The sequence below is a fragment of the Acinetobacter sp. CAU_H_78 genome (assembly GCF_058599365.1).
On the sequence record NZ_CM178652.1, the window covers coordinates 2185466 to 2207541 of the forward strand.

Annotated in this window: 18 protein-coding genes; 10 read left to right on the top strand and 8 right to left on the bottom strand. The window is 43.2% G+C overall.

The window, feature by feature from the left end:
• Positions 1–57: 57 nt before the first annotated feature.
• From estB to AC4MCD_RS10500, 3 genes are all read left to right on the top strand, one after another.
• Positions 58–996, top strand: coding sequence for an esterase EstB (gene estB, locus AC4MCD_RS10490; protein ID WP_419363248.1), 939 nt, complete (start codon positions 58–60; stop codon positions 994–996).
• 13 nt (positions 997–1009) lie between these two features.
• The gene (gene oxyR, locus AC4MCD_RS10495) at positions 1010–1918 is read left to right on the top strand and encodes a LysR family transcriptional regulator OxyR (RefSeq protein WP_005234587.1); all 909 of its coding nucleotides are present in this window, start codon (positions 1010–1012) and stop codon (positions 1916–1918) included.
• 232 nt (positions 1919–2150) lie between these two features.
• Positions 2151–2747 carry a helix-turn-helix transcriptional regulator gene (locus AC4MCD_RS10500; RefSeq protein ID WP_491876047.1) on the top strand — a complete coding sequence of 199 codons (597 nt, stop codon included), beginning with the start codon at positions 2151–2153 and terminating at the stop codon, positions 2745–2747.
• Between the two features lie 48 nt (positions 2748–2795).
• On the opposite strand, the gene ppk1 is transcribed toward AC4MCD_RS10500, so the two are convergent.
• On the bottom strand, positions 2796–4877 hold the full coding sequence (gene ppk1, locus AC4MCD_RS10505) for a polyphosphate kinase 1 (RefSeq protein ID WP_491876048.1): 2082 nt from the start codon (positions 4875–4877) through the stop codon (positions 2796–2798).
• A gap of 111 nt (positions 4878–4988) precedes the next feature.
• Positions 4989–5663 carry a monofunctional biosynthetic peptidoglycan transglycosylase gene (mtgA, locus tag AC4MCD_RS10510; RefSeq protein ID WP_491876049.1) on the bottom strand — a complete coding sequence of 225 codons (675 nt, stop codon included), beginning with the start codon at positions 5661–5663 and terminating at the stop codon, positions 4989–4991.
• Positions 5664–5739: 76 nt separating this feature from the next.
• Between mtgA and AC4MCD_RS10515 the strand changes: the two genes are divergently transcribed.
• Positions 5740–6570 carry a rhomboid family intramembrane serine protease gene (locus AC4MCD_RS10515; RefSeq protein ID WP_491876050.1) on the top strand — a complete coding sequence of 277 codons (831 nt, stop codon included), beginning with the start codon at positions 5740–5742 and terminating at the stop codon, positions 6568–6570.
• Between the two features lie 3 nt (positions 6571–6573).
• Here AC4MCD_RS10515 and AC4MCD_RS10520 read toward each other — a convergent pair whose 3' ends face one another.
• Together AC4MCD_RS10520 and AC4MCD_RS10525 are read right to left on the bottom strand one after the other, a co-directional pair.
• Positions 6574–9069: an ABC transporter permease gene (locus AC4MCD_RS10520; protein ID WP_491876051.1), complete on the bottom strand. Its 2496-nt coding sequence runs from the start codon at positions 9067–9069 to the stop codon at positions 6574–6576.
• 1 nt (position 9070) lies between these two features.
• On the bottom strand, positions 9071–9796 hold the full coding sequence (locus AC4MCD_RS10525) for an ABC transporter ATP-binding protein (RefSeq protein ID WP_419374358.1): 726 nt from the start codon (positions 9794–9796) through the stop codon (positions 9071–9073).
• An 11-nt stretch (positions 9797–9807) separates the two neighbouring features.
• Between AC4MCD_RS10525 and AC4MCD_RS10530 the strand changes: the two genes are divergently transcribed.
• A complete protein-coding gene (locus AC4MCD_RS10530) occupies positions 9808–10437 on the top strand; it encodes an arylesterase (RefSeq protein ID WP_302699890.1) in 630 nt (209 codons plus the stop codon).
• A gap of 34 nt (positions 10438–10471) precedes the next feature.
• On the opposite strand, the gene AC4MCD_RS10535 is transcribed toward AC4MCD_RS10530, so the two are convergent.
• Positions 10472–11086 carry a carbonic anhydrase gene (locus AC4MCD_RS10535; RefSeq protein WP_004783034.1) on the bottom strand — a complete coding sequence of 205 codons (615 nt, stop codon included), beginning with the start codon at positions 11084–11086 and terminating at the stop codon, positions 10472–10474.
• 307 nt (positions 11087–11393) lie between these two features.
• Between AC4MCD_RS10535 and AC4MCD_RS10540 the strand changes: the two genes are divergently transcribed.
• Positions 11394–12431: an alpha/beta fold hydrolase gene (locus AC4MCD_RS10540; protein ID WP_419374356.1), complete on the top strand. Its 1038-nt coding sequence runs from the start codon at positions 11394–11396 to the stop codon at positions 12429–12431.
• Between the two features lie 14 nt (positions 12432–12445).
• Positions 12446–13453 carry a hypothetical protein gene (locus AC4MCD_RS10545; protein WP_491876052.1) on the top strand — a complete coding sequence of 336 codons (1008 nt, stop codon included), beginning with the start codon at positions 12446–12448 and terminating at the stop codon, positions 13451–13453.
• A gap of 38 nt (positions 13454–13491) precedes the next feature.
• Here the strand turns inward: AC4MCD_RS10545 and AC4MCD_RS10550 are convergent, their stop codons facing one another.
• Together AC4MCD_RS10550 and nfuA are read right to left on the bottom strand one after the other, a co-directional pair.
• Entirely contained in the window at positions 13492–15678 is a 2187-nt protein-coding gene (locus AC4MCD_RS10550) for a TonB-dependent receptor domain-containing protein (protein WP_491876053.1), read from the bottom strand.
• 176 nt (positions 15679–15854) lie between these two features.
• Positions 15855–16493 carry a Fe-S biogenesis protein NfuA gene (gene nfuA / locus AC4MCD_RS10555; protein WP_004783039.1) on the bottom strand — a complete coding sequence of 213 codons (639 nt, stop codon included), beginning with the start codon at positions 16491–16493 and terminating at the stop codon, positions 15855–15857.
• A gap of 158 nt (positions 16494–16651) precedes the next feature.
• Here nfuA and AC4MCD_RS10560 point away from each other — a divergent pair, with 158 nt between their 5' ends.
• From AC4MCD_RS10560 to AC4MCD_RS10570, 3 genes are all read left to right on the top strand, one after another.
• Positions 16652–17269 (top strand): rhomboid family intramembrane serine protease, encoded by a 618-nt coding sequence (locus AC4MCD_RS10560; RefSeq protein WP_491876054.1) that lies wholly within the window; start codon positions 16652–16654, stop codon positions 17267–17269.
• Positions 17270–17383: 114 nt separating this feature from the next.
• A complete protein-coding gene (locus AC4MCD_RS10565) occupies positions 17384–18328 on the top strand; it encodes an ABC transporter substrate-binding protein (RefSeq protein WP_491876055.1) in 945 nt (314 codons plus the stop codon).
• A 167-nt stretch (positions 18329–18495) separates the two neighbouring features.
• The gene (locus AC4MCD_RS10570; protein WP_491876056.1) at positions 18496–20037 is read left to right on the top strand and encodes a hypothetical protein; all 1542 of its coding nucleotides are present in this window, start codon (positions 18496–18498) and stop codon (positions 20035–20037) included.
• 419 nt (positions 20038–20456) lie between these two features.
• On the opposite strand, the gene AC4MCD_RS10575 is transcribed toward AC4MCD_RS10570, so the two are convergent.
• Positions 20457–22076 carry an inorganic phosphate transporter gene (locus AC4MCD_RS10575; RefSeq protein WP_491876057.1) on the bottom strand — a complete coding sequence of 540 codons (1620 nt, stop codon included), beginning with the start codon at positions 22074–22076 and terminating at the stop codon, positions 20457–20459.

Below are 22076 nucleotides of genomic sequence, written 5' to 3' on the forward strand. Positions count from 1 at the left end.
ATGTTTAATACAAAGGACATTTTTTAAGCGAAATGTCCTTTAATCAGGAAATACATCATGCATAGTGCCCTGCAGTTCAATCATTCTCCGTATACCGCTTTCATGCGTGAAACCAAGGTCGATCTTGGCAATGGCATCGAATTGCACGTAGAAGTCGGCGGAAATCCTGAACACCCGACTATTCTGCTGATTATGGGGCTTGGGGCACAGATGCTGTACTGGCCGGACTTCTTCTGTAAATCACTCATTGATCAGGGCTATCATCTGGTGCGTTTTGATAACCGGGATATTGGTTTATCTTCCAAGATTCACCATAAAGGGCCTCGCTTAAACACCTTAAAAATGATGAGCCGTTTTGTACTGGGTTTAGGCAATCAGGGCGCGCCTTATACGCTGTACGATATGGCAGATGATGTACATCTTCTGATTGAAAAAATGGGATTAGGTCAGGTCTATGTGCTCGGTGCCTCTATGGGCGGCATGATTGCCCAGATTCTGGCCGCACGTTATCCTGATAAAGTTAAAAAAATGGGCTTACTGTTTACCAGTAATAACCAGCCACTGTTACCCCCACCTTTTCCAAAGCAACTCTTTAGTTTAATTGACAAACCCTCTTCCACAGATGAAGATGGCATTGTCGATCATAGCTTGAAGCTGTTTAATATTATTGGCTCGCCGGGTTATGTGAATCATCTGGAAGCGATTCAGACCGCCCGTAAGTTATATAAGCGAAGTTACCATCCAGCGGGTGTACTTCAACAGTTTTTAGCAATATTATGTACGGGTTCATTGCTGCAACTGGACAAGCAAATCCAACAAGAGACCCTGGTGGTTCATGGTGCTCGTGACAGATTGCTGCCTCCTAGTCATGGTAAGGCTGTTGCAAAAGCAATTTCAGGGGCTAAATTTGAATTAATTGATGGAATGGGGCATGATATCCCTCCGCATTTTATTCCATATCTTAGCGAATTATTTGCTGATCATTTTAAATCATAAACATTAGGACACTATGGCTGCATTACCATCCCTAAGACAGCTGTCATACCTCGTAACACTGTCTGAGACGCTGCATTTTACAGAAGCTGCTCGCCGCTCATTTGTTACCCAGTCAACTTTGTCTGGCGGTATTATGGAGCTGGAGCGTTTACTCGGTGGCGTTCTTGTTGAACGCGATCGCCAGAATGTACGTTTAACGCCGCTTGGTGAACAAGTGGTTGCACGTGCCCGTGTTCTACTGGCTGATGCTCAGGACTTAATGCGTTTAAGTCGTGAAATGAGTGAACCATTAACCGGTGATCTGCATCTTGGCGTTATTCCAACCATTGCCCCTTTCATCTTGTCGCAATTTCTGGATGAAGTGCATCAGCAGCTACCGAAAATCCAGCTACATTTACATGAAGCTCAAAGTGAGAAAATTGTAGAGAAACTGGAACATGGTAATCTGGATATGGTGGTGCTAGCGCTGCCTTTCGATACCCGTAGCCTGAAAGTTGCTGAAATTGCTAAAGAGAATCTGTATCTGGTACATCACAAATCTGACCAGAATGCGGCTCAAGCCAAATCTCTGGAAGATCTGGACCTGTCTCGCCTGATGCTTCTGGAAGAAGGCCACTGCTTGCGTGATCATGCATTGAGTGCCTGTCCGATTGGTGAGCGCAAAAATGATCATCGCCTGAAAGCAAGTTCATTACCAACGTTAATTGAAATGGTTTCTGCTGATCTTGGTTTTACCCTGTTGCCAGAAATTGCACTACATACCAATATGATCAAAGCCAATCCGGATCTGCGCATTAATCCAATCAATGCTGCACCAAGCCGTACTCTGGCGCTGGTCACTCGTAAGAGCACACCGCTACAAAGCGAATTCGATGTGTTATTACAAATTTTGCAAAAAATTACTGCCCACGATGCAGCTTAATTAAGCCCTAAGAAAAAAGGAGCACTTAGATTGCTCCTTTTTTATTGCCTGTGTCTTCTGATAAAGTAAATTTTTATAAATTCAGTCAATTAAAATGATCCAAAAACCAGTTTTTCAAACTTTAACTATTTATAATATATAAAAGTTAAATCCATATTTCTGGGGATTGGCATTGAAACCAATTTAAGCCAAAATACATCTGTATATTAATTACTCTCAGGATAAGATTTCTTTGGCCCCATTTTTGCCCGCACCCGTATTATTGGTGCAACCTTATCCACCACCGCTCTCTTCCAATCTTGATCTTGCATTGCTACAGCTCGGTTATCAACCAGATATGCTGTCCTATACCGATCATCTGTCTGCTCAATCCCATATTGAACAGTATCTTCCCAATCTCGTGTTATATGAGATTCATGAGAAAGCACAACTTAAGAATCTTAATGTAATTCAAGCACGAATCCAGATTCCTCATCTGATTGCAGTTTTAGCTGACGATTCACCTGAAATGATCGATTTATTCTTGTCATCTGGCGTGGATCGATATCTGATTGCTTCGCATCCTGTTTCAAAAATAGTAGCAGGCTTGAAAATTATCCTACGTGGTGGTGCCGATTTACATCCTGAATTAGCCCGTTATTTAGTGAGGCAGGAAACAAAGATACATCTTTTAAATCAGACTGAAGTACAGATTTTAAAGTATTTTAGTCAAGACCTGACTTTGGCCGAAATTCAAAATAGATTAAGTCTGCACGATTACCAGATTTATGCTGCTATTCGCAAAATCTATCAAAAACTCGCGAATCCATTTATCCATTCTCAAAATTAACAAAATATAAAAAAGGCTGAATTATCAGCCTTTTTAGTTTGCATAGAGTTATTTAAAGGTTTCCAGCAAGGTACGCTGTGCATTATGCGGTTGTTCACCTTCTGCAACTTGGGCACGCACCCAGGTTCCATCTCCTTGTAACAACCAGGCCTGCTGATTGTCTTTCAGGTAATTTAATAAACCTTGCTGGTAAATGCGTTTCTTCAATGCTTCATCTTCAATCGGGAAACAGGCTTCTACACGATTAAACAGGTTGCGATCCATCCAGTCTGCGCTTGAGCAATAAATGCGGGAATTGCCATTATTGCTAAAATAAAATACGCGCGTATGTTCCAGGAAACGGCCGACGATTGAACGTACCCGGATATTCTCTGAAAGTCCCGGCAAGCCTGGACGCAGACAGCAAATCGAGCGGATAATCAGATCAATCTGCACACCTGCTTGAGAAGCTTCATAAAGTTTATTGATCAGTTGCAGCTCAGTTAAAGCATTCACCTTCACGATGATCTGGGCTTTCTTGCCCGCTTTGGCATTGGCAATTTCATTATCAATATAGTTAATCAGCTGGGCATGCAAGGTAAATGGTGCATGGAGCAGCTTTTTCAGCTTGGCCATTTTCCCCATTCCGGTCAATTCCTGGAAGATACGATGCACATCTTCACATAGATCCTTGTCTGTGGTTAACAAGCCATAGTCGGTATAAATCCGTGCATTGCCCGCATGATAATTCCCGGTTCCTAAATGCACATAACGCACCAGCTTGTTATTTTCTCGGCGTACCACCAGAATCATTTTGGCATGGGTTTTATAGCCGACAATGCCATAGACCACAACAGCACCCGCTTCTTGCAGCACATTAGCGACTGCAATATTGGATTCTTCATCAAAACGAGCACGTAATTCGATGACTGCAGTCACTTCTTTACCGTTACGGGCCGCCTCTGCCAGCACCTGCACGATCTCGGAATCTGGACCACTACGGTACAAAGTTTGCTTGATTGCCAGTACCTGAGGGTCGCGTGCCGCTTCACGTAACAGCGTAATCACGGGTGCAAAAGATTCAAATGGATGATGTAGCAAAATATCCTGCTTCTGCATGGCACTGAAAACATTTTCAGATTTCTTCAGTACTTTAGGCAGAATCGGTGTATGTGAATCATAACGTAGATGTGGACGCTTAAAGTTGGACAGTAACCGCGCCAGATTAACCGGTCCTGCCACTTTATAGAGCTGTTCTTCATCCAGATCAAATTCTTCCAGCAAATATTCATAAATATGCTGCGGACAATTTTCGGTGACTTCCAGACGGACTGCACGACCAAAACGGCGTGAACTCAGTTCACCTTTTAAGGCTTTGGCCAAGTCTTCAACATCTTCATTTAAGGCCAGATCAGCATTCCGGGTGACACGGAATTGGTAACATCCGGTCGCAGTCATGCCCGGGAACAGGTCAGACACATGTTCATGGATAATCGCGGATAACATCACATGATGTTCTTTACCATCAGTGAGTTCATCCGGTAAACGTACCACACGCGGCAATGAACGTGGCGCAGGAACAACCGCAAGATCGATCTGACGGCCAAAGGCATCTTTCCCTTCGAGCGTCACAATAAAATTCAGGGATTTATTCACCAGACGTGGGAATGGATGGGCCGGATCAAGGCTAATAGGCGTAAGCACTGGAGCAACCTGTTCCTGAAAATATTTTTTCACCCAAGCCGATTGTGCCGGTGTTAGCTCTCCACGACGCAGAAAACAAATATCTTCCTCACGCAGTTTCGGCAAAATCTCTTCATTTAAAATACGGTACTGACGTTCAATGGCGGCATGCGCAGTTTCGGCAATCTGTTCTAATACTTGTTTTGGCGTCAAACCATCCGGACTGCGGCTTTCATTGCCCAAATCCAGTTGTTCCATGACGCCAGCCACACGAATTTCAAAAAACTCATCCAGATTACGTGAAAAGATCAGTAGAAAATTCATGCGTTCCAGCAAAGGATGCAATGGATCGACCGCCTGTTCCAGCACACGCAAATGGAAATCTAGAATAGACAGTTCACGATTAATGTAACGATCATTATAAGTATATTCGGTTGGTGCCGAAGTCGAACTGGCTGCCGTATTCATATCAAACCTACGCTATTTTCAAGTCTTGCTTATTGCTTTTAGTATGCTTCAAATTAATGACATTTTCATAAAAAAAGCCCAAATATTTGGGCTTTATCTTGATATTTTTATTTAAGGGATTTCAGCATAGCGCATATAACGTTGAATCATACGTTTACGTGCTTTTAGTGCGGATGCATTACGATGATCTTCAAAATATTTTGGATTGGTGAGAATCGCTGCCAGGAAGATGACCTGATCACGGGTCAGGCTCTCTGCGGTCTTACCGAAATAATGTTTGGCTGCTGCTTCTGCTCCATAGATATTGTCTCCAAACTCAATCGAGTTAAGATACACTTCCAGAATACGCTCTTTAGACCACATGCGCTCCATCATCCAAGTCGCGACAGCTTCCTGACCTTTACGCAGGAATGAACGCTTGTTAACGAGGAACAGGTTTTTAGCCAGCTGCTGGGAAATGGTTGACCCCCCTGCCACGACACGACCTTCATTCTTGTTACGGCTGAGTGCAGTCTGAATACCATCCCAGTCAAAGCCATGATGGTGCATGAATTTTCCATCTTCTGCCGTAACAACTGCCCGTTTCAGATTGGTACTGATTTCATCATAAGGACGCCACTGATGTTGAATGGGCTTGGAGGGTTCAGTCCAGTAGTCAATTCGCATCATCATGGTGGTATTCACCGGATTGGTTCGCCACCAGGCTAAACTTGCAAAAATCCACAGTTGAACAAGTAGAATCACACTGACAATCACGAGAAGGGCGCGGGTCAGAAAGGCTTTCATGTCAGTGCGTTACTCCTGAAAATTCAATTTTTCGTGTTAAGCTTATTCGAAATATACAATCACAGCAAAAAATAGCATGCCTGAATATTCTCCCCCAACAACACATCGCAAACTTGAAATGCAGCTCTGGTGGATGACCGCACTCCTGATCTGTATCAATGTCGGCCTGTTTGGCTGGCAAGTGCTGAATGGAATGGACATCACACAGCCAAGTTCTCCAGATGCAATTCGCTGGGGAGCAGATTATGCACCTTTAACGTATTTAGCGGAACCCATACGCCTGTTTAGTAGCATGTTTTTTCATTTTGGCTTAATTCACCTGATGTTGAATATGTGGGCACTGTATATTTTTGGTAGTGTCGCTGAACAAATTTTTGGCCGGGTCTATTTTACAGGTCTTTATATTTGTGCCGGTCTGATGGGTAGTTTACTCAGTGGATATATGAGTATCCAGGACAGTTATGCCTTAATCGAAGGCGGTGTAGCCAATCCTGGCTTATTACCAGGTGTTAGTGCAGGTGCTTCGGGTGCAGTCATGGGTCTTGGTGCCTCTCTGACTGTTCTATCTTTACTGCCAATGTTGCCCCGTCAGCCTTTTATTCTGGATAAAAAGACACTGGTAATGATCATGGGTCTTAACCTGGCGATGGGCTTTATGATCAGCGGAATTAACAATGCCGCACATATTGGCGGCATGATCATGGGGGCCGGACTAACAGCGCTCTGGTATCTCGGTCAGAAAATGCAGCGTAGCCATTTGGTCAGCCTGGTTGCCTTGCTGCTCGGCATCGCTGCCTGTGTCGTGCTGTATCAACATAACCTGGCCCTGCTTGAACCGATCCGCCCACTCTGGCAAGAAATTTTACAGATGCTACAACAGCAGTTGGCGGATCAACCTGCAAGATAAATCTTATTGATTCATCTGACGCAGGCTTTGCAAGGGTGGAATCTCGGAAAGATAACTCAGACGATAGCGCCCAATCAAGGTACATAACACAGTCATAAACACAGGCAGGATAATCCAGATTTCCCAATGGGGCTGAATGATCAGATCCATCTTATAGCTGGCAATGGCGCTGATCACTTCTGCAAACAGACATGAAACAATACCTGCGAATAGTCCGATAAAACCGATTTCCAGACTCATCATGGTTTTCAGCTTCTGTTTGGAACTGCCAAAAGACCGAAGCAAAGCCACTTCACGTTTACGTTCATCCATGAGCAAGTTTAAGCAAGCCATCAGTACCAGAAAACCGGATACGCTGACCAGCACAGCCAGAATGGTAATGATCTGCACCAGTACATTCACAATTCGTTTGATTTCTTCCAGGATCAGGCTGACATCAATGAATACCGTATTGGAAAAACGCTGAACCAGATTCACCAGTTTATCTTTATCTGTTTCCGGTACATAGAAGCTGCCCAGATAGCTGCCAGCATTGGCATCCATAGTATTCGGTGCAAAGATAAAGAAGAAGTTTGGACTAAAACTTTCCCACTCTACCGTTCTGAGATTCACCACTTTGGCTTCGAGTATGCCTTCAGGCAAGCTAAAGCTCAGCTTGTCCCCCAGTTTGATCCCGAGTTCCTGTGCAGTATTGGCTTCGACCGAAACTTCACCCGGCTGTTTCAATCCTGCCTCCCCCTGAACAATCACATTATCCTGAGGATAACGGTCCGACTGAGTCAGATTCAGTTCACGTCTTAAGGTATTACTCTGCTTGACCAGTTCAGCAGCAAAAGGATGATCATTTTTCGCCACCAGACGCCCGCGAATATTGGGATACAAGGGTGTACTTTTCCAGCCATTCTGTTCTAACTGACTTTTTAAGTCAGGCATGTCAAAAGGCGGTAGACCATAGACAAACTGGTTGGGTGTCCCTTCCGGTAACTGTTGCTGCCAGCGATCGAGCAGATCGGTACGTAGCACAGCCAGCACACTGATCAAGCTGAGTCCAAGGGCTAAAGCAGTAATTTGTAAAGCGGTCTGATACGGTGTCCGCACATAGGCAGATAGATTGAATTTCAGATTACGCAGCAGTTTTAAAATACTCCAGACCGTAAAATACAGAACAGCACAAAGCAGAATAATGGCCCCAATCACCCAAGCTGTCAGCACGATATTTTCCGTTAAAATCATACTGAAAAGAATCAGACTTAAGGTTCCGGTCAGTAACATCCACAACATCGAATGGACGGATTTTTCCTGCTGACGAATGACCCGAATCGGAGGAGTATTTAAGAGTTGAAACAGACTCGGCATGACAAAGCCCAGTAACACCACTGCACTGGTCAGCATGGCAATTGGCAAGGGCCCCAGCAGCATCGCCGTAGCAGAAAACTCAAGCTGCAAGTTTGGAATCAGCTGTAGCATGAGTTGCAGCAAGCCATAACCCAATGCAACACCTATCACACTACCAATCAGCATGGCGATTAAAAGCACCAAACCCAGCAAAGCCAGATAAGCGGCCAGAATCTGATTTTTAGTCGCGCCAATACAGCGCATCAGGGCAATATGATCTTGGTTCTGCTGTACATAGCGTTGTGCGGTTAAAGCAATGGCAATCCCGCATAACAAAATGGTGAGAATATTGGCCAGTTGCAGAAAAGTATCCAGATTGGCAATTGGTTTCATTAAACGGGTATTGCCTTCGCTGGCATTACGCAAGCGTAGACTGCCCTGCTGTTCCAGTTCTTGTCCCTCAACCTCAGCATCTGCTTCATCTGAAGTCCCATTTTCAGATTTTATCTTCTGCTTGAACCAAGCTTCATATTGCCGGGTATCGGCTGGATTACCCGCTATTAATAAACGGTAATCAATCCGGCTACCGACCTGAATCGCATTGGTGCGTGCCACTTCTGACTGAGCAATAATCACAGTCGGTGAAAAGCCAGAAAAACCGAGTTCCTGATTCGAATCTTGCTCGATTTTTGCAGCAACCTTAAATTTGGCATCGGCAATATTCAGTTCATCACCCAGTTTGACCTTGAGTAGATCCATGGCCCGTGAACTCAGCCAGATTTCCCCCGCTTGGATTTTGTCTGCTGCAGGTTGAACCCGTAGCTCTCCTCGTAAAGGAAAGGATTGATCAATGGCCTTAACATTCACCATGACAAACTGATCATTGGTATAAGCCATCGTACTGAAAAATGTGACTTCAGATTGCTGTAAATCGAGCTGCCTGGCCTGATCACGCCATCCCTGAGCTAGCGGCTCATTATCAGAAAGTACCAAATCTCCAGCCAGCATTTCGGCTGCCTGTAAAGCAACGGCGTTCTGAATCTGTTCATTACTAAACTTCAGCGCCGTAGTGGCACTAATGGCTAAGGTCAGCGCGATGATTAGCAGATAAATCCCTGTCGTATTAAAACTTTGTCTGAGTAAAGGACGAAACAGATGCTGCATATCAGCCTCCACTCGCATGTTCAATCAGCTGACCATTGACCAGTTCAAAATGACGCTGGCATTGTCGGGCCAGATCAGGATCATGAGTAACCAGAACCAGCGTGGTGCCTAATTCACGATTTAACTGAAAGAGCAACTGTTCGATTTCTTGAGCAGTTTCCCCATCCAGATTACCTGTCGGTTCATCAGCAAAAATGATTTTAGGTTCACTGACCAGTGCACGGGCAATGGCGACACGTTGCTGCTCCCCACCCGAGAGCACTTTCGGTGTTTGCTGAGCCTGACGGTCTAATCCGACTTTTTGTAGCAATGCCAGCGCCTTTTGTTCGGCATGGCTATACTTAAAATCTGGCTGTAAACGTAAAGGCAGCATGACATTTTCAAGCGCAGTAAGATGAGGCAAAAGCTGGAAAGACTGAAATACAAAGCCAATATTTTTTAGCCGGACTAAAGCACGCTGTTCTTCATTCAAGCTCGATACCAGCTCCCCACAAACGGTTAACTGCCCGGAACTGGCCTGATCCAAAGTGGCCAAAATGCCCAGTAAAGTCGACTTTCCTGAACCGGAACGTCCGGTAATGGCGACCTGTTCTCCAGTCAAAATTTCCAGCGAAAGATCTTCAAAAATAGTCAGTTGTTTTTGTGAAAGTTGTATCTTTTGTGTCAATTTCTGGGCAGAAATAATCGCTTGTGGCATGATGGTCGAATCGTTGCTGCTTTGAATCATACGTGTCCTATATGAAAGATCTAAATCAGAAAAATCGTGTATTGCCTTGCCTGGTATTCTTTGGACTGTGCCTGATTCCTTTTAGTCTGTCGGCAAAGACCATTATGATTGTGGGTGACAGTATAAGTGCTGGTTATGGCATGCAACCACAGCAAGGTTGGGTACATTTATTACAAAAGCGTTTGGACCAACACTATCCGAAACAGCATAAAGTGGTCAATGCAAGTGTGAGCGGTGAAACCACCAGTGGTGCCTTGGCAAGGCTGCCGAAACTGCTACAGACGCACCGTCCAGATATTGTGGTGATTGAGCTTGGTGGGAATGATGGCCTGCGTGGACAGCCACCCCAAATGATTCAAAAAAATTTAGCTGCTCTGGTACAACAAAGCCAGAAAGCCAAAGCGAATGTGGTTGTTTTTGGAATGAAAATGCCGCCAAATTATGGCCAGGCATATAGTAAGGCTTTTGAAAATAACTATAAGGTGGTCAGTCAACAGTATAAGGTCAAACTACTACCCTTCTTTATGCAAGGTGTCGCTGGCAATAAAAGTCTGATGCAACAGGATCAGATCCACCCTAATGCCAAAGCCCAGACTATTTTATTAAATAATGCTTATCCTTATATTAAAGGCGCCCTCTAAGGCACCTTTAACTAAATCAAATCTTAAAATTTTCTTAGAAGTCAAAGAAAGTTACTTCACCGGTTTCAAGTGAATATTCTGCACCAATCACCTGTAGCTTACCTTTAGCAATCAGGCTTTCCAGAACTGCAGAACCATGACGTAACTGGTTTACTGAAGCAAATACATTGGAACGGACTGCATGTTTAGACAGTTTATTCAGGTCATCTTTCAGTTCAGTCTGCATTAGAATTTCAACTGATGGACGTACACGGTTCACAATGGACATCAGATTTGCAGATGGCGGTGTTGCCGGATTGGTTAATGCTTCAATTGTTGAATGAATAGCGCCACAATGCGTATGCCCCAAGACAATTACAATCGGACAGCCAAAACTTTCTGCTGCGAATTCGACACTGCCGACTTGAGACGGTGCAACAATATTACCTGCTACCCGAATGACAAACAGATCACCTAACCCTTGGTCAAAAACCATTTCTGCGGGTACACGTGAATCTGAACATCCTAAAACAATAGCAAATGGTTCCTGACTTTCTGCCATTTCAGCACGTTGCTGATGCGATAATAATTTTAAATGCTGCGTTTCACCATTGACAAAGCGCTGGTTACCCTTTTTAAGACGATCTATAGCTTCCTGAGCTGTGAGCATTCTTTTTTACCATCGATGTTTTTAGTGGGAATATCTTACTGCTAGATTTTTTGAATGTCACTTGCAAAAAAATTAGCTGTAAAATTTTTAGCGCTTTGATGATTTCTTGTTCTGGGAAATTTTCTGTGAAGTTCATCACATTTTTAGAGCAGTTTTTCTGCTTCAGCTAATAATTAACAGATGTACAATATTAAGGAATGCTTTAAAATAAGTGAAAGATTACGATTTGATTCATCTATAAATTGCAAATCGATAACACGGAAGTATTTTGAGCGTTTTTGCTCAGTTTTTTCAGGGGACAGTGCTAATGAAGAAAATAATAAAATTGCGCTCAAAAATTATCTATTCCACTTTAGTCGCTCTGGGTCTTAGCCTATCTAGCCTGAGCCATAGCCAATATCTGTTTACGCCGCCGAAAGCCAAGTCTGCCGAAGTTTTACAGCTTTATCTGAGCCAGCAACGCATTCAGGCGGGTCTACAATCTAAAACCTTAAAAGTTGGTGAGGTGACCTGGAGTTATAGTGAAGGCGGGGCAAAAAACAAACCCTCGATTATCCTGATTCATGGTCTGGCAGGCACACGCGACAACTGGAACCGCGTCGCCCAGTTTTTGACCCCGTATTATCATGTCATCATTCCAGATTTGCCGAGCAATGGCGATACCCGGATTCCAGCAGATTTTGACTTGTCTGTACCCAATGTCACTTCGCAATTACGTACCTTTGTCGAAACTCTGAAGATTGAAAAAAATCTGCATGTCGCTGGCCATTCTCTAGGCGGTTCAATTGCGACAGTTTATGCATCCCAATACCCTTTTGATACCCAAAGCCTGTTTTTGGTGAATAGTGCCGGCATCTATAAAATGGGCAATACGCCTTATACCAAAGACCCGCATGCACTCAAAGACCTGATTGTCAGTAAACCGGGCGATCTGGAAGATGTCTCCAAACAGCTGATGCAGAATCCACCAGCGTTGCCTTACCAGTTAAGACATGCACAAGAAAAATTGCTGATTGCCCGTTCTGAGCAAACCAGCAAATCGATTGATCAGGTGGTGATGCTTAACCGGCTGTATACTCCTGATACATTTGCCCGTCTGACTCGTACAGTGGAAGCACCTACCTTGATTCTATGGGGAAAACAGGATCGAATTATTAATGTCGAAGTGGTGAAAGAGCTCTATTCACTGCTGAAACGTGCCGAAACTCCGGTAATTTTAAATAATGTCGGTCATATGCCGATTCTGGAAGCAGAAAAACAGGTTGCCCAACATTATTTACCTTTCCTGGCCAAGACACAGACCCTAAAAAATCCACTAGCTGATAAACTCATTCCTTTCAATTAAGTTTCAGAGAAGTTATGCAGAAACACCCGATGATTGAGCAGTTGATTGATGCTCAACTTGATTTTCTTGATCAGGTATTTTCTCAATCTGAAACCATTCAAAGCGAGTTTCATGAGTTTTATCTCTGGTTGCGCAAGCAGACGCTTAAAGATTTGTGGAGCTGTGAACTGATCAATCAGCTACTACAAAAGCAGATTCTGGATACTGCTGCCAGTTCTTTTCTGATTGAGCAGATTGCCGAACATATCCGGTTCGCATTGGTTCATCCAGCCAATGATACAACCAAAATTGCAGATGTCATTCCGGTACTGACCATTGATAAAATTGCACAATATGTGGCCAGCAAAAGTGGTCACCGTCAGCGCCTGATCAAAGCGGTGGTGAATAACCCTGCTTTTTCAGCGATGATTACGCAACTGATCCAGCATTCGATTCAGGATTATCTGGATAATTCTGTGATTGCCAAGAGTGTACCGGGCGTTTCCCGTTTTATGAAAATGGGAAAATCTGTTCTGGAAAATGTTACGGATACCAGTCTGGACAATACAGTTGCCCGTTATCTGCAAAAAAATATTTTAAAACTCAGCCAGATGAGTGAGCATGTGCTGAACCAGCACTTTGATGATGACAAGCTGTACCATTTTCAGGCCAATCTCTGGCATAAGATCAAAGACATGCCACTGTCCGTGCTTAAAAACTATATTGAAACCCAGGATCTGAACCAGACGGTGAGTTTAGGGCACGAGATCTGGGATCATATGCGCCAGACGGAATATATGCAGCAGCAACTGCATGACGGGATTTATACCTGGTATGTACGCAATCAGGAACATACTTTTGATCAATTATTACGAGATCTGAATATTGATGAATCGCTGATCCAGACTGAACTGAATGAATTGCTGACACCGATTATTCAGCAGATGATTCATCAGGGCTATTTGCGTGAACGTGCCCGTGCCTATCTGGAAAAATTCTATTATGCTGAAAATACCTTAAAAATTTTAAAGATTGAAGACTAAAAAAAGCCGCTTCAAAGCGGCTTTTTTTACTTATAAAATTAGAATCGTGTCGTTAAACCAACGAAATAAGTACGACCTTGAATTGAATAATAATCTTCAGAACTATCGGTAGTTTCCATGGATTCATCAAATAAATTTGATATACCAGCACGCACAGTGACATTATCATTCAAAGTGTAGTTCGCATTCACACCATATAAGGTATAGGCTTTTGCCCACGCATTTGCATCTGTTGTTTCTGTTGTATATTGCTTACCAATATATTGCAGGTTCATTTGCAAAGCGAGTGCATCAGAAGCTTGTAAATCTAGTGCTGAATGAACTGACAGCTCAGGTGTACTGATTAATGCCGCACCAGTATCTAGATTTTTAGATTCAAAGAAATAAGTTGCATTTGTTGACCAGCGTGCATAATCAGTCAGATTAACTGCAAAGGTGCCTTCTAGGCCACGAATACGAGCTTTTTCAGCATTATCAGGTGCGATATACCATACGCCTTTCGGATAACGCGGGTCATTAATTTGTTCAGCAGGAATATGCTTAACAGGCATGTTCACCAGTTTGTTATCAAAATCGGTATGGAAATAAGTTAAACCACCTGAATATTTTTCGTCATCATATTGGAAGCCTAATTCATAGTTTGTTGATTCTTCTGCTTCCAGATTAGGATTACCAGTATTATAGCAGTTTACAAACGGATTAGTATTTGCATCATAGCTACTTTGGAAACCGGTAGGATTAGTTACAGGATCATATGTTCCAAATTGAGAAGTACAACCTTTACCACGTGAACCTGTACTGAAACCTGGCGCAGTTTGAACAAGATCAGGAGCACGGAAAGCCGTAGAAACGCCGCCTTTGAATGTTAATGCGTCATTGAAATGATATACACCGTATACACGTGGGCTGAAGTTCGCATCATAGCGTTCATCTTTATCCAGACGACCACCAATTGTCACATCGAAATTAGGTGTAATACTTAAAATATCTTCAAAGAATAGCGCCCAAACATCAGCCGCTACTGTTGAATCACCTGTGTAATCATTACCATCAATCGAAGGTGCACCATTTGAATCAATACCTAAAGTACGATCATTAGTTAATTCTTCAGAACGGAATTGACCACCTACAGTTAATTTATGCGGCACAACAAAATCAAACGGTAAATTCACTTTAGCATCAACAACGGTTAATTCTGTCTTTTGAACAGTTGGGCTAAATACCCCATCAACTTCTGTTGTAGTACTGCGATCATATTTATTTTGATAAACACTTAGATTTGAACTTCCCCAAGAATATATTCCATCCCAAGCCAGACCAAGACGTTGAGATTCTGTTTCATTTTTATCACCAGCTGAACCTAACCAGAATTCCCCATCAGAAACATTTGGTGCATAGGTCGGATTCGTATTGGTTTGACTACCATAACTACCAAAAAGCTCAAACTGATGATTATCTGTTGGGCGGTAAACAAGACTTCCTTCAACCGTATCATTACGCATACCAGTTGTTGAACTTTCAAGATCTTTAACATTCTGGTCAGCTTCACGTTCAGTACGACCTGCTGTAATACGAGCACTCACTGTATCTGTGATTGCACCACTCGCAGTTGCTGATATTTGAAGAGTATCGCCTTCTGTACTATCTGCAGGTTTTTCTAAATTGATAGTCGCTGAGCCACCCCATTCTTGAGCTGTCTTTTTGGTAATAATATTAATTACACCGCCCATCGCATCTGAACCATATAAAGACGACATTGGGCCTTTTACAACTTCAATTCGCTCAATATTCTCTGGATTAATCCAGTTTAAATCCTGGCGTTGTAAGTCTGTACGATACGCTGTACGTGATGAATTACCAATACGGCGTCCATCAACCAAAATCAAAGAGTATTCAGAAGGTAAACCACGAAGTTTAATTTTCGCACCTTCACCATTTAGACCCATACCACCTGATACACCAGGTACTTTTGCCAGAAGCTCAGAAATACTTTTTACTGGTTGCTTGGCAATTTCTTCTGCGGTGATGACTGTAATAGAAGCAGGAGCATCTTTTACATTTACTTCAGAACCACTTGCCGTTACAACAATAGTCTGCAGTTTTGTAGCTTCAGACTGCGCGACTGGTTGTTGCTCTTCAACTGATTTATTTTGTGCTTGTACTGAAGCAGCCAATGTTGAAAGTACAGCAAAAGCTATAGTCGATTTTATGAATGGCTTAGTCATGCTTTATACGCCCCAAAGTCATTTTGATGAAGAAATCATGTTGAAATTGTCACGCATTGTATCAAATGTAACTATAAATACAATTAGTATTGATAATTATTATCATTATTAAATTTGAATAAAAAAATACCCCGATCATTCGAGGTATTTCTTACAAGCTAAATTTTATTAGAGACTTATTTGAAATAAGCACCTTCAGCTTGGGTATGGTCAGTCTGGTCAACGACACGTGCCAACTCAGGAATGTGCTGTTTCAAGGTCGTTTCAACGCCTTGTTTTAAAGTCACATCAATTGCTGAACAACCCTGGCAACCACCACCAAATTTAAGAACCGCAGTTAAGCCATGCTCAGGATCTTCAACCACTTCGACCAGTGCACAGTTACCACCATGACCTGCAAGACCCGGGTTAATTTCTGACTGAAGCACATAGGTAATACGTTCTTCTACAGAGGCATCAGGACCGACACGTGGCACTTTAGAGTTTGGTGCACGGAAAGTCAGCTGACCACCAAAACGGTCTTTATTGTAGTCAATAACTGCATCTAGCAAGTATGGAATTGACGGAGAGTCAATATAGGCCGGAAAATCTGGATATTCCTGCTTATAGTCTGTAGGTACAACCTCATCAGGTGCACTATAAGCCATGCAACATTCAGCGCGCGGTGTACCCGGATTTTCTACAAACACACGTACGCCAATACCTGGTGTATTCTGTTTGTCCAATAGATCCTTTAAATACTCTTGTGCTGTCGGTGTAATCAAAAGATTTGGAATTTCTTCTGCAACCGGAGTGTTGCTGTTCTCAGTCGACATAACAATAATTTCCTCAAGCTGAAGCTGCTATTTTAACTGAAGATGCGGGGTAATTATAAAAATTCAACCAAAATTGTCGGATTTATTATAAAAGTCGCACTTTAGATTTGTTTTAATGGCATGATCATTGTCAAATAGATAGAACCAGAATTACTTATATGCTTGATTTACCTTTTAATCATACTGTCACTATTATTCTGATCACCTGTATTGTTTCTTTTATTGCCTTTTCCAAAGAACAGGTGATGAACCGCCTGATCTTCTGGCCGCCTGCCATTCAACGTGGTCAATATGACCGCTTTATTGCGCATGGTTTTATTCATGCCGATGGTACCCATCTACTGTTCAATATGATCACGCTGTTTTTCTTTGGCAGCATTATTGAGAGCTTTTACCGCCAGTACCTGTACGATCTGGGCTTTGTATTGTTTTATCTGGGTGGTCTGATTGCTGCGATTCTGCCAAGTTATCTGCAAAATAAAAATAATCCACGCTGGGCCAGCTTAGGTGCTTCCGGTGCAGTATCCGCGGTTCTGTTCGCTTACATTCTGTTTGAACCATGGAAACTGATTTTCGTGTTCTTTATTCCCGTACCTGCGATTATTTTTGCTGTTTTATATGTGGCCTATAGTATCTGGTCTGGCAAGCGCGGCAACAGCAATATCAATCACAGTGCCCATCTTTGGGGTGCAGCGTATGGTGTGGTGATGACGATTATTCTAGAACCACGACTTATTCCGCATTTCCTGAATAAACTAACCCAAATCCCTTTCTAAAGTTTTGAGTGATTAAGGGATAGCAATTATCCCTTTTTTTAATAATTCACATATGAAAATGATTTTCATTTCCAAAAATTATGCTAATCTTGTCGCGAATTTAGAGGAATAAACATGAAATTTAAGACTTTAGCACTTGCCACAATATTAGGACTGACAACTTCCTTTACAGTTTCTGCACAGGTCACTTTCGACTATAAAAACCAAAATATTCAACTTAAAAAAGCGCCAAAAAAGATCGCAGTGTATGACCTGTCTGCATTGGATACCTTGAATGCATTGGGACTCGAAGCACAACTGGTACCTTCTGCAAGTTTCGCAGGTGTTTTAAGCAAGTATCAGCAGGACAAATTTACCAAAGCTGGATCCTTGTTCGAACCAGATCTCAATGTATTAAAAGCTGCGAAACCTGATCTGATTATTGTCGGTGGTCGATCGGCTTCCAAAGCAGAGGCTGTTAAAGGTATTGCTCCGACTTTAGATCTTTCTCCAGATACTAGCCAATATATTGCCAATCTGACGGAACGTGCCCATGTCTTGGCTCGTGCATTTGGTAAAGAGAAAATTGCTACTGAAAAGCTCGGTAAAATCGCAACGCTGCAGCAACAACTGAAAAAGCAGACTGAAGGCAAAACTGCACTGATGCTGTTTGCAGTCGGTGAAAATTTTATGCCACATGCAGAAAATGACCGTTTTGGCTTTGTTTATGAATTAGCAGGTTTTAAACCGGTATTGGATCCATCTGAACAGTCTGATGCACCCCGTCCAGAAGTCGGCTCTCCAGAAGCATTGAAAGCAGCTGAGAAAAATGTTCAGCGTATTACAGCAGCCGTTGAGAAGAATCCAGATTACATCATCGTACTGGATCGTGGTGCGGTGAATACCCAGAAATACACCGCTCAGGATAATATTCAAAAACACCCTGCCCTAAAAAATGCCAAAGCCTTGGCAGAGAAAAAAGTGATCTATGTGAATGCTGATGCCTGGTACATCACTGGTGCGGGTTTGGACAATACCGCTTTCATGCTGGAAGAACTGATCAAAAGCACAGCGAATTAATTTTTAACCCGTTAATAAAAATGAAGCTTCAAGCTTCCTTTTTATTTGAAACATCTCGTAATAAATTAAGACCCAAGACTGGAATTTAATGCCAACCCAGGAAGCAACTTAGCAGCGATAATGTATACATCTGTATATTAATTGCTGTAAGTTGCGAGATATTTTGCATGTCCACTTCCCTAGACGGTCTTCAATTTCCCATTTCTGCTTCACAACAAAAACCAAGCACATCGAAAATCGGCCGTAACATTATTTCTGAAGCCTTAGGCGCAGTCGATCCTGTACATGCTACTGCAGCACAACAGGAAAAGAACTGGCGTAAGCAATATCCAGTACACTTTAAACATCTGGTTGAAGATGGATTACGCTCCGCAGGTGCAGCACTAAGTATTGCCAAGCAAGGTCTAGAAACTGCACATGCCAGTTTTGAGTTTTATCGTGATGGTCAGAAGCATCTACTGAAAGATGTGATGTCCTTGCCTGCGCAGAACCTGAATACCTTCCAGCTGAAAGGCCAGTCTGAAAAAGCCCCAGAATGGTATGTGCCTTATCATGGCAAAAAACTGCAAGGACAAGAACTACTAGATCAGATTCAATCTTGGGAAGATCGTGGTATCGTCGAACCGAGTCATGTCAATGCCTTGCGTGAATGTATTGCCCATCCGGAATGGTTTGACCTATCCGATCGTACCACTGTTCTATTTGGAGCCGCTTCTGAAGCAGGTCCACTGACTTGGTTGTCGAAATGGAAAGCCAATATCGTCGCGATCGATCTGCCAAATACGCGTGTCTGGGGCAAAATTCTAGATACAGTGAGTCAAGGCAACGCCAATTTATATGCACCATCAGCTGAAGCGCTTCCTGCTGATACGTCCCTAGAAGTTTTAAAAGAAAAACTGGGGGCTAACCTGCTCACCCAGATTCCTGAAATTGTCCAATGGCTGATTCAGTTCAAGCAGGATCTGGATCTCGCGGCGATTGCTTATCTGGATGGTGAAAAGCACGTACGTGTTTCCATGGCGATGGATGCCATTATGAAATATGTCAGTGAGCAGAAAGCCAATACTAGCCTGATGTATATGTGCACGCCAACGGATGTGTACGCAGTTCCTGAAGAAGTGGTTCAGGCTTCACAAAGCAAATACCAACAGCTGTCAAAACTGGAAAGTACGTTAACCAAAGGCATTTCACTGATTTCACGCAAGCATTTTTTCCAGAAGAATGAGCAGGATCTGTTTAAGGTTGGCGACAAGTCCTATGGTGTTTGCGACTGTCTGGTCGTTGAGCAAGGTCCAAACTATGCACTGGCTAAACGCATCCAGCAATGGCGTGCAACATTGGCTCGTGCCAACGGGCAGCAAGTGAGCATCAATATCGCTCCTTCAACAACGACTTATTCAGTGACCAAAAATCCACTGCTGAAAGCTGCCTTTAATGGTGCCAGCCTGTTTGATGTGGAAGCGTTTTCCCCTGAAACCACCAATGCGATTATGGCTGCGCTCTGGATTCACGACCTGCGTAATCCAGAATCTGTGGCCAATCCTGATGTACAACTTAATCATCCACTTGAGTTAATGATGTCTGGCGCGAATCATGGCGGTTTATGGCGTGTGGCTTATCTGGCACGTACTGCTCTGCCTTTTGCTGCGTTATATGGTTTTGCAATGGATAAACTGCCGAAAGGATTGTTGGGTAAGTTGAAGAAGTAATTTTTTCTGAAATAAAGATGAAATCAATTTTATTGGTCAGGCGACATGGATGTCGCCGTTAGGCTGTGATATAGGGACATATCATCAGCCTAACAAAAGATTTTTGTTACCTTGCGAAGTGCACTTCTCATCTTTCAAAAGTAAGACTAAGAAATACTCATTTTTTACATTTAGTTGAAATTAGCTATTAATCCTTCTATTGAAAATACTTTTAGCCTTCTGATTACCCTCCCCCCCTTGCGCAGCAATGCTACTCATCCCATAGGGAGAGGGAGCATCATCCCTTATATTTCTAAAAGCCATGAGATAATAAAAAGTCTCTTATTTTCAGAAAGAAAATCGCTATTTCTTAAGGCTAAAACTTTTCTAGCACCCATAAAAAAACGCTGCATCAGCAGCGTTTTTTACATCGAATCTTCTTAGAAAACTTTCAGAAGAATCCAGTACAAACCACCAGATAAACAGATCGTTGCAGGTAGTGTAAACACCCAAGCCGATAGGATCGATTTCACCATCTTAAAGTTTAGGCCAGACTTGTTCGCCACCATGGTACCTGCAACTGCAGAGTTTAGAACGTGAGTCGTAGAGACTGGCATACCGAAACCATCCGCAGCGGCAATGGTCGACATCGCTACCAATTCAGCAGACATGCCCTGACCATAAGTCATATGTTCTTTACCGATCCGCTCACCCACAGTCACGACAATTCGTTTCCAGCCGACCATCGTTCCCAGACCAAGTGCCAAAGCTGTTGCCACTTTTACCCAGGTCGGAATGTATTGCAGGAATGAATCCAGATTGTCGCGATACTCATCAACGGTTTGTTCCTGAACCTCGCTCATTGCCGGTAAAGCTTGTGCTTTATCCAGACGTTTAAACGCTGTGGTGCTCAGGTACATGTCATTACGGAATTCTGAAACTTGTGCTTCTGGAACATCCTTGATGTTGCTGTAGCTACCAACTTTATCACCCAAATGATCGGTCAGACTTGCCAGTGCAGGAATAACCTCAGCATTCAATTCTTTGGTTTGAATGTATGTGGTAATGATGGCACGTGCTTTTTCGTCCGGAATATCTTCATGCTGCGGATAAATCGCATCAGCCGTTTGCGCAGACAACTGGCCAAAAGACTGGATATGAGCTGCATCCAGATTTTTGTTTAATGAATATGCCAAAGGTACACAGCCGATCAGGATCAGCATGATCAGGCCCATACCTTTTTGACCATCGTTTGAACCATGCGCGAAGCTTACACCAGTACAGGTAAAGATCAGAATGGCACGAATCAGCGGTGGTGGTGGCTTGTTGCCTTCAGGTGACTTAAACAGTTCAAGCTGCTTTCTGAAGATCTTTTTCACCAGCAGAAATAGTACCCCAGCAAAAGCAAAACCGATCAGAGGTGAAAACAGCAATGCTTTACCAACTTTCAGCACCTGTTCCATATCCACACCAGAAGCACCACCACCAGAATTCAGCAGGTAGTTCATGATACCTACCCCCAGAATCGAACCGATCAGGGTATGTGAACTTGAAGCGGGAATACCAAGGAACCAGGTACCCAGATTCCAGAGAATCGCAGCGATCAGCATGGCAAAGACCATAGCGAAACCGGCACCTGTGCCGACATTCATAATCAGCTCGACAGGCAATAATGCAATGATTCCGTATGCAACAGCACCACTGGCCACCATTACCCCGAGGAAATTACAAAAACCTGCCCACATGACTGCAACCGGTGCAGACAATGCATTGGTATAAATCACGGTCGCAACCGCATTGGCCGTGTCGTGGAAACCGTTGACGAATTCAAAGCCCAGCGCAATGAATAACGCCGTGCCTAAAAGAATCATTGAATACAGACCGATCGGTGGGACATGAGCTAAATCTGAAGTCAATTGGAAGCCGATATAGATCAGCGTGGAGATAATTAGAGTCAGAAACACCGGCATAAAAAATTTCGGTGTTGGCACATGAACATTGGCCGGCTTATCAGAAGGCGACTGTTGTGCTGAACCTAAGGGAGTTTGATTAGAATTCAT

What these genes read in the sequence shown, in the direction of transcription:
- estB (WP_419363248.1), top strand. Translation starts at nt 58, where the DNA reads ATGCATAGTGCCCTGCAGTTCAATCATTCTCCGTATACCGCTTTCATG.
- oxyR (WP_005234587.1), top strand. Translation starts at nt 1,010, where the DNA reads ATGGCTGCATTACCATCCCTAAGACAGCTGTCATACCTCGTAACACTG.
- ppk1 (WP_491876048.1), bottom strand. Translation starts at nt 4,877, where the DNA reads ATGAATACGGCAGCCAGTTCGACTTCGGCACCAACCGAATATACTTAT.
- mtgA (WP_491876049.1), bottom strand. Translation starts at nt 5,663, where the DNA reads ATGAAAGCCTTTCTGACCCGCGCCCTTCTCGTGATTGTCAGTGTGATT.
- AC4MCD_RS10515 (WP_491876050.1), top strand. Translation starts at nt 5,740, where the DNA reads ATGCCTGAATATTCTCCCCCAACAACACATCGCAAACTTGAAATGCAG.
- AC4MCD_RS10520 (WP_491876051.1), bottom strand. Translation starts at nt 9,069, where the DNA reads ATGCAGCATCTGTTTCGTCCTTTACTCAGACAAAGTTTTAATACGACA.
- AC4MCD_RS10525 (WP_419374358.1), bottom strand. Translation starts at nt 9,796, where the DNA reads ATGATTCAAAGCAGCAACGATTCGACCATCATGCCACAAGCGATTATT.
- AC4MCD_RS10530 (WP_302699890.1), top strand. Translation starts at nt 9,808, where the DNA reads ATGAAAGATCTAAATCAGAAAAATCGTGTATTGCCTTGCCTGGTATTC.
- AC4MCD_RS10535 (WP_004783034.1), bottom strand. Translation starts at nt 11,086, where the DNA reads ATGCTCACAGCTCAGGAAGCTATAGATCGTCTTAAAAAGGGTAACCAG.
- AC4MCD_RS10540 (WP_419374356.1), top strand. Translation starts at nt 11,394, where the DNA reads ATGAAGAAAATAATAAAATTGCGCTCAAAAATTATCTATTCCACTTTA.
- AC4MCD_RS10545 (WP_491876052.1), top strand. Translation starts at nt 12,446, where the DNA reads ATGCAGAAACACCCGATGATTGAGCAGTTGATTGATGCTCAACTTGAT.
- AC4MCD_RS10550 (WP_491876053.1), bottom strand. Translation starts at nt 15,678, where the DNA reads ATGACTAAGCCATTCATAAAATCGACTATAGCTTTTGCTGTACTTTCA.
- nfuA (WP_004783039.1), bottom strand. Translation starts at nt 16,493, where the DNA reads ATGTCGACTGAGAACAGCAACACTCCGGTTGCAGAAGAAATTCCAAAT.
- AC4MCD_RS10560 (WP_491876054.1), top strand. Translation starts at nt 16,652, where the DNA reads ATGCTTGATTTACCTTTTAATCATACTGTCACTATTATTCTGATCACC.
- AC4MCD_RS10565 (WP_491876055.1), top strand. Translation starts at nt 17,384, where the DNA reads ATGAAATTTAAGACTTTAGCACTTGCCACAATATTAGGACTGACAACT.
- AC4MCD_RS10570 (WP_491876056.1), top strand. Translation starts at nt 18,496, where the DNA reads ATGTCCACTTCCCTAGACGGTCTTCAATTTCCCATTTCTGCTTCACAA.
- AC4MCD_RS10575 (WP_491876057.1), bottom strand. Translation starts at nt 22,076, where the DNA reads ATGAATTCTAATCAAACTCCCTTAGGTTCAGCACAACAGTCGCCTTCT.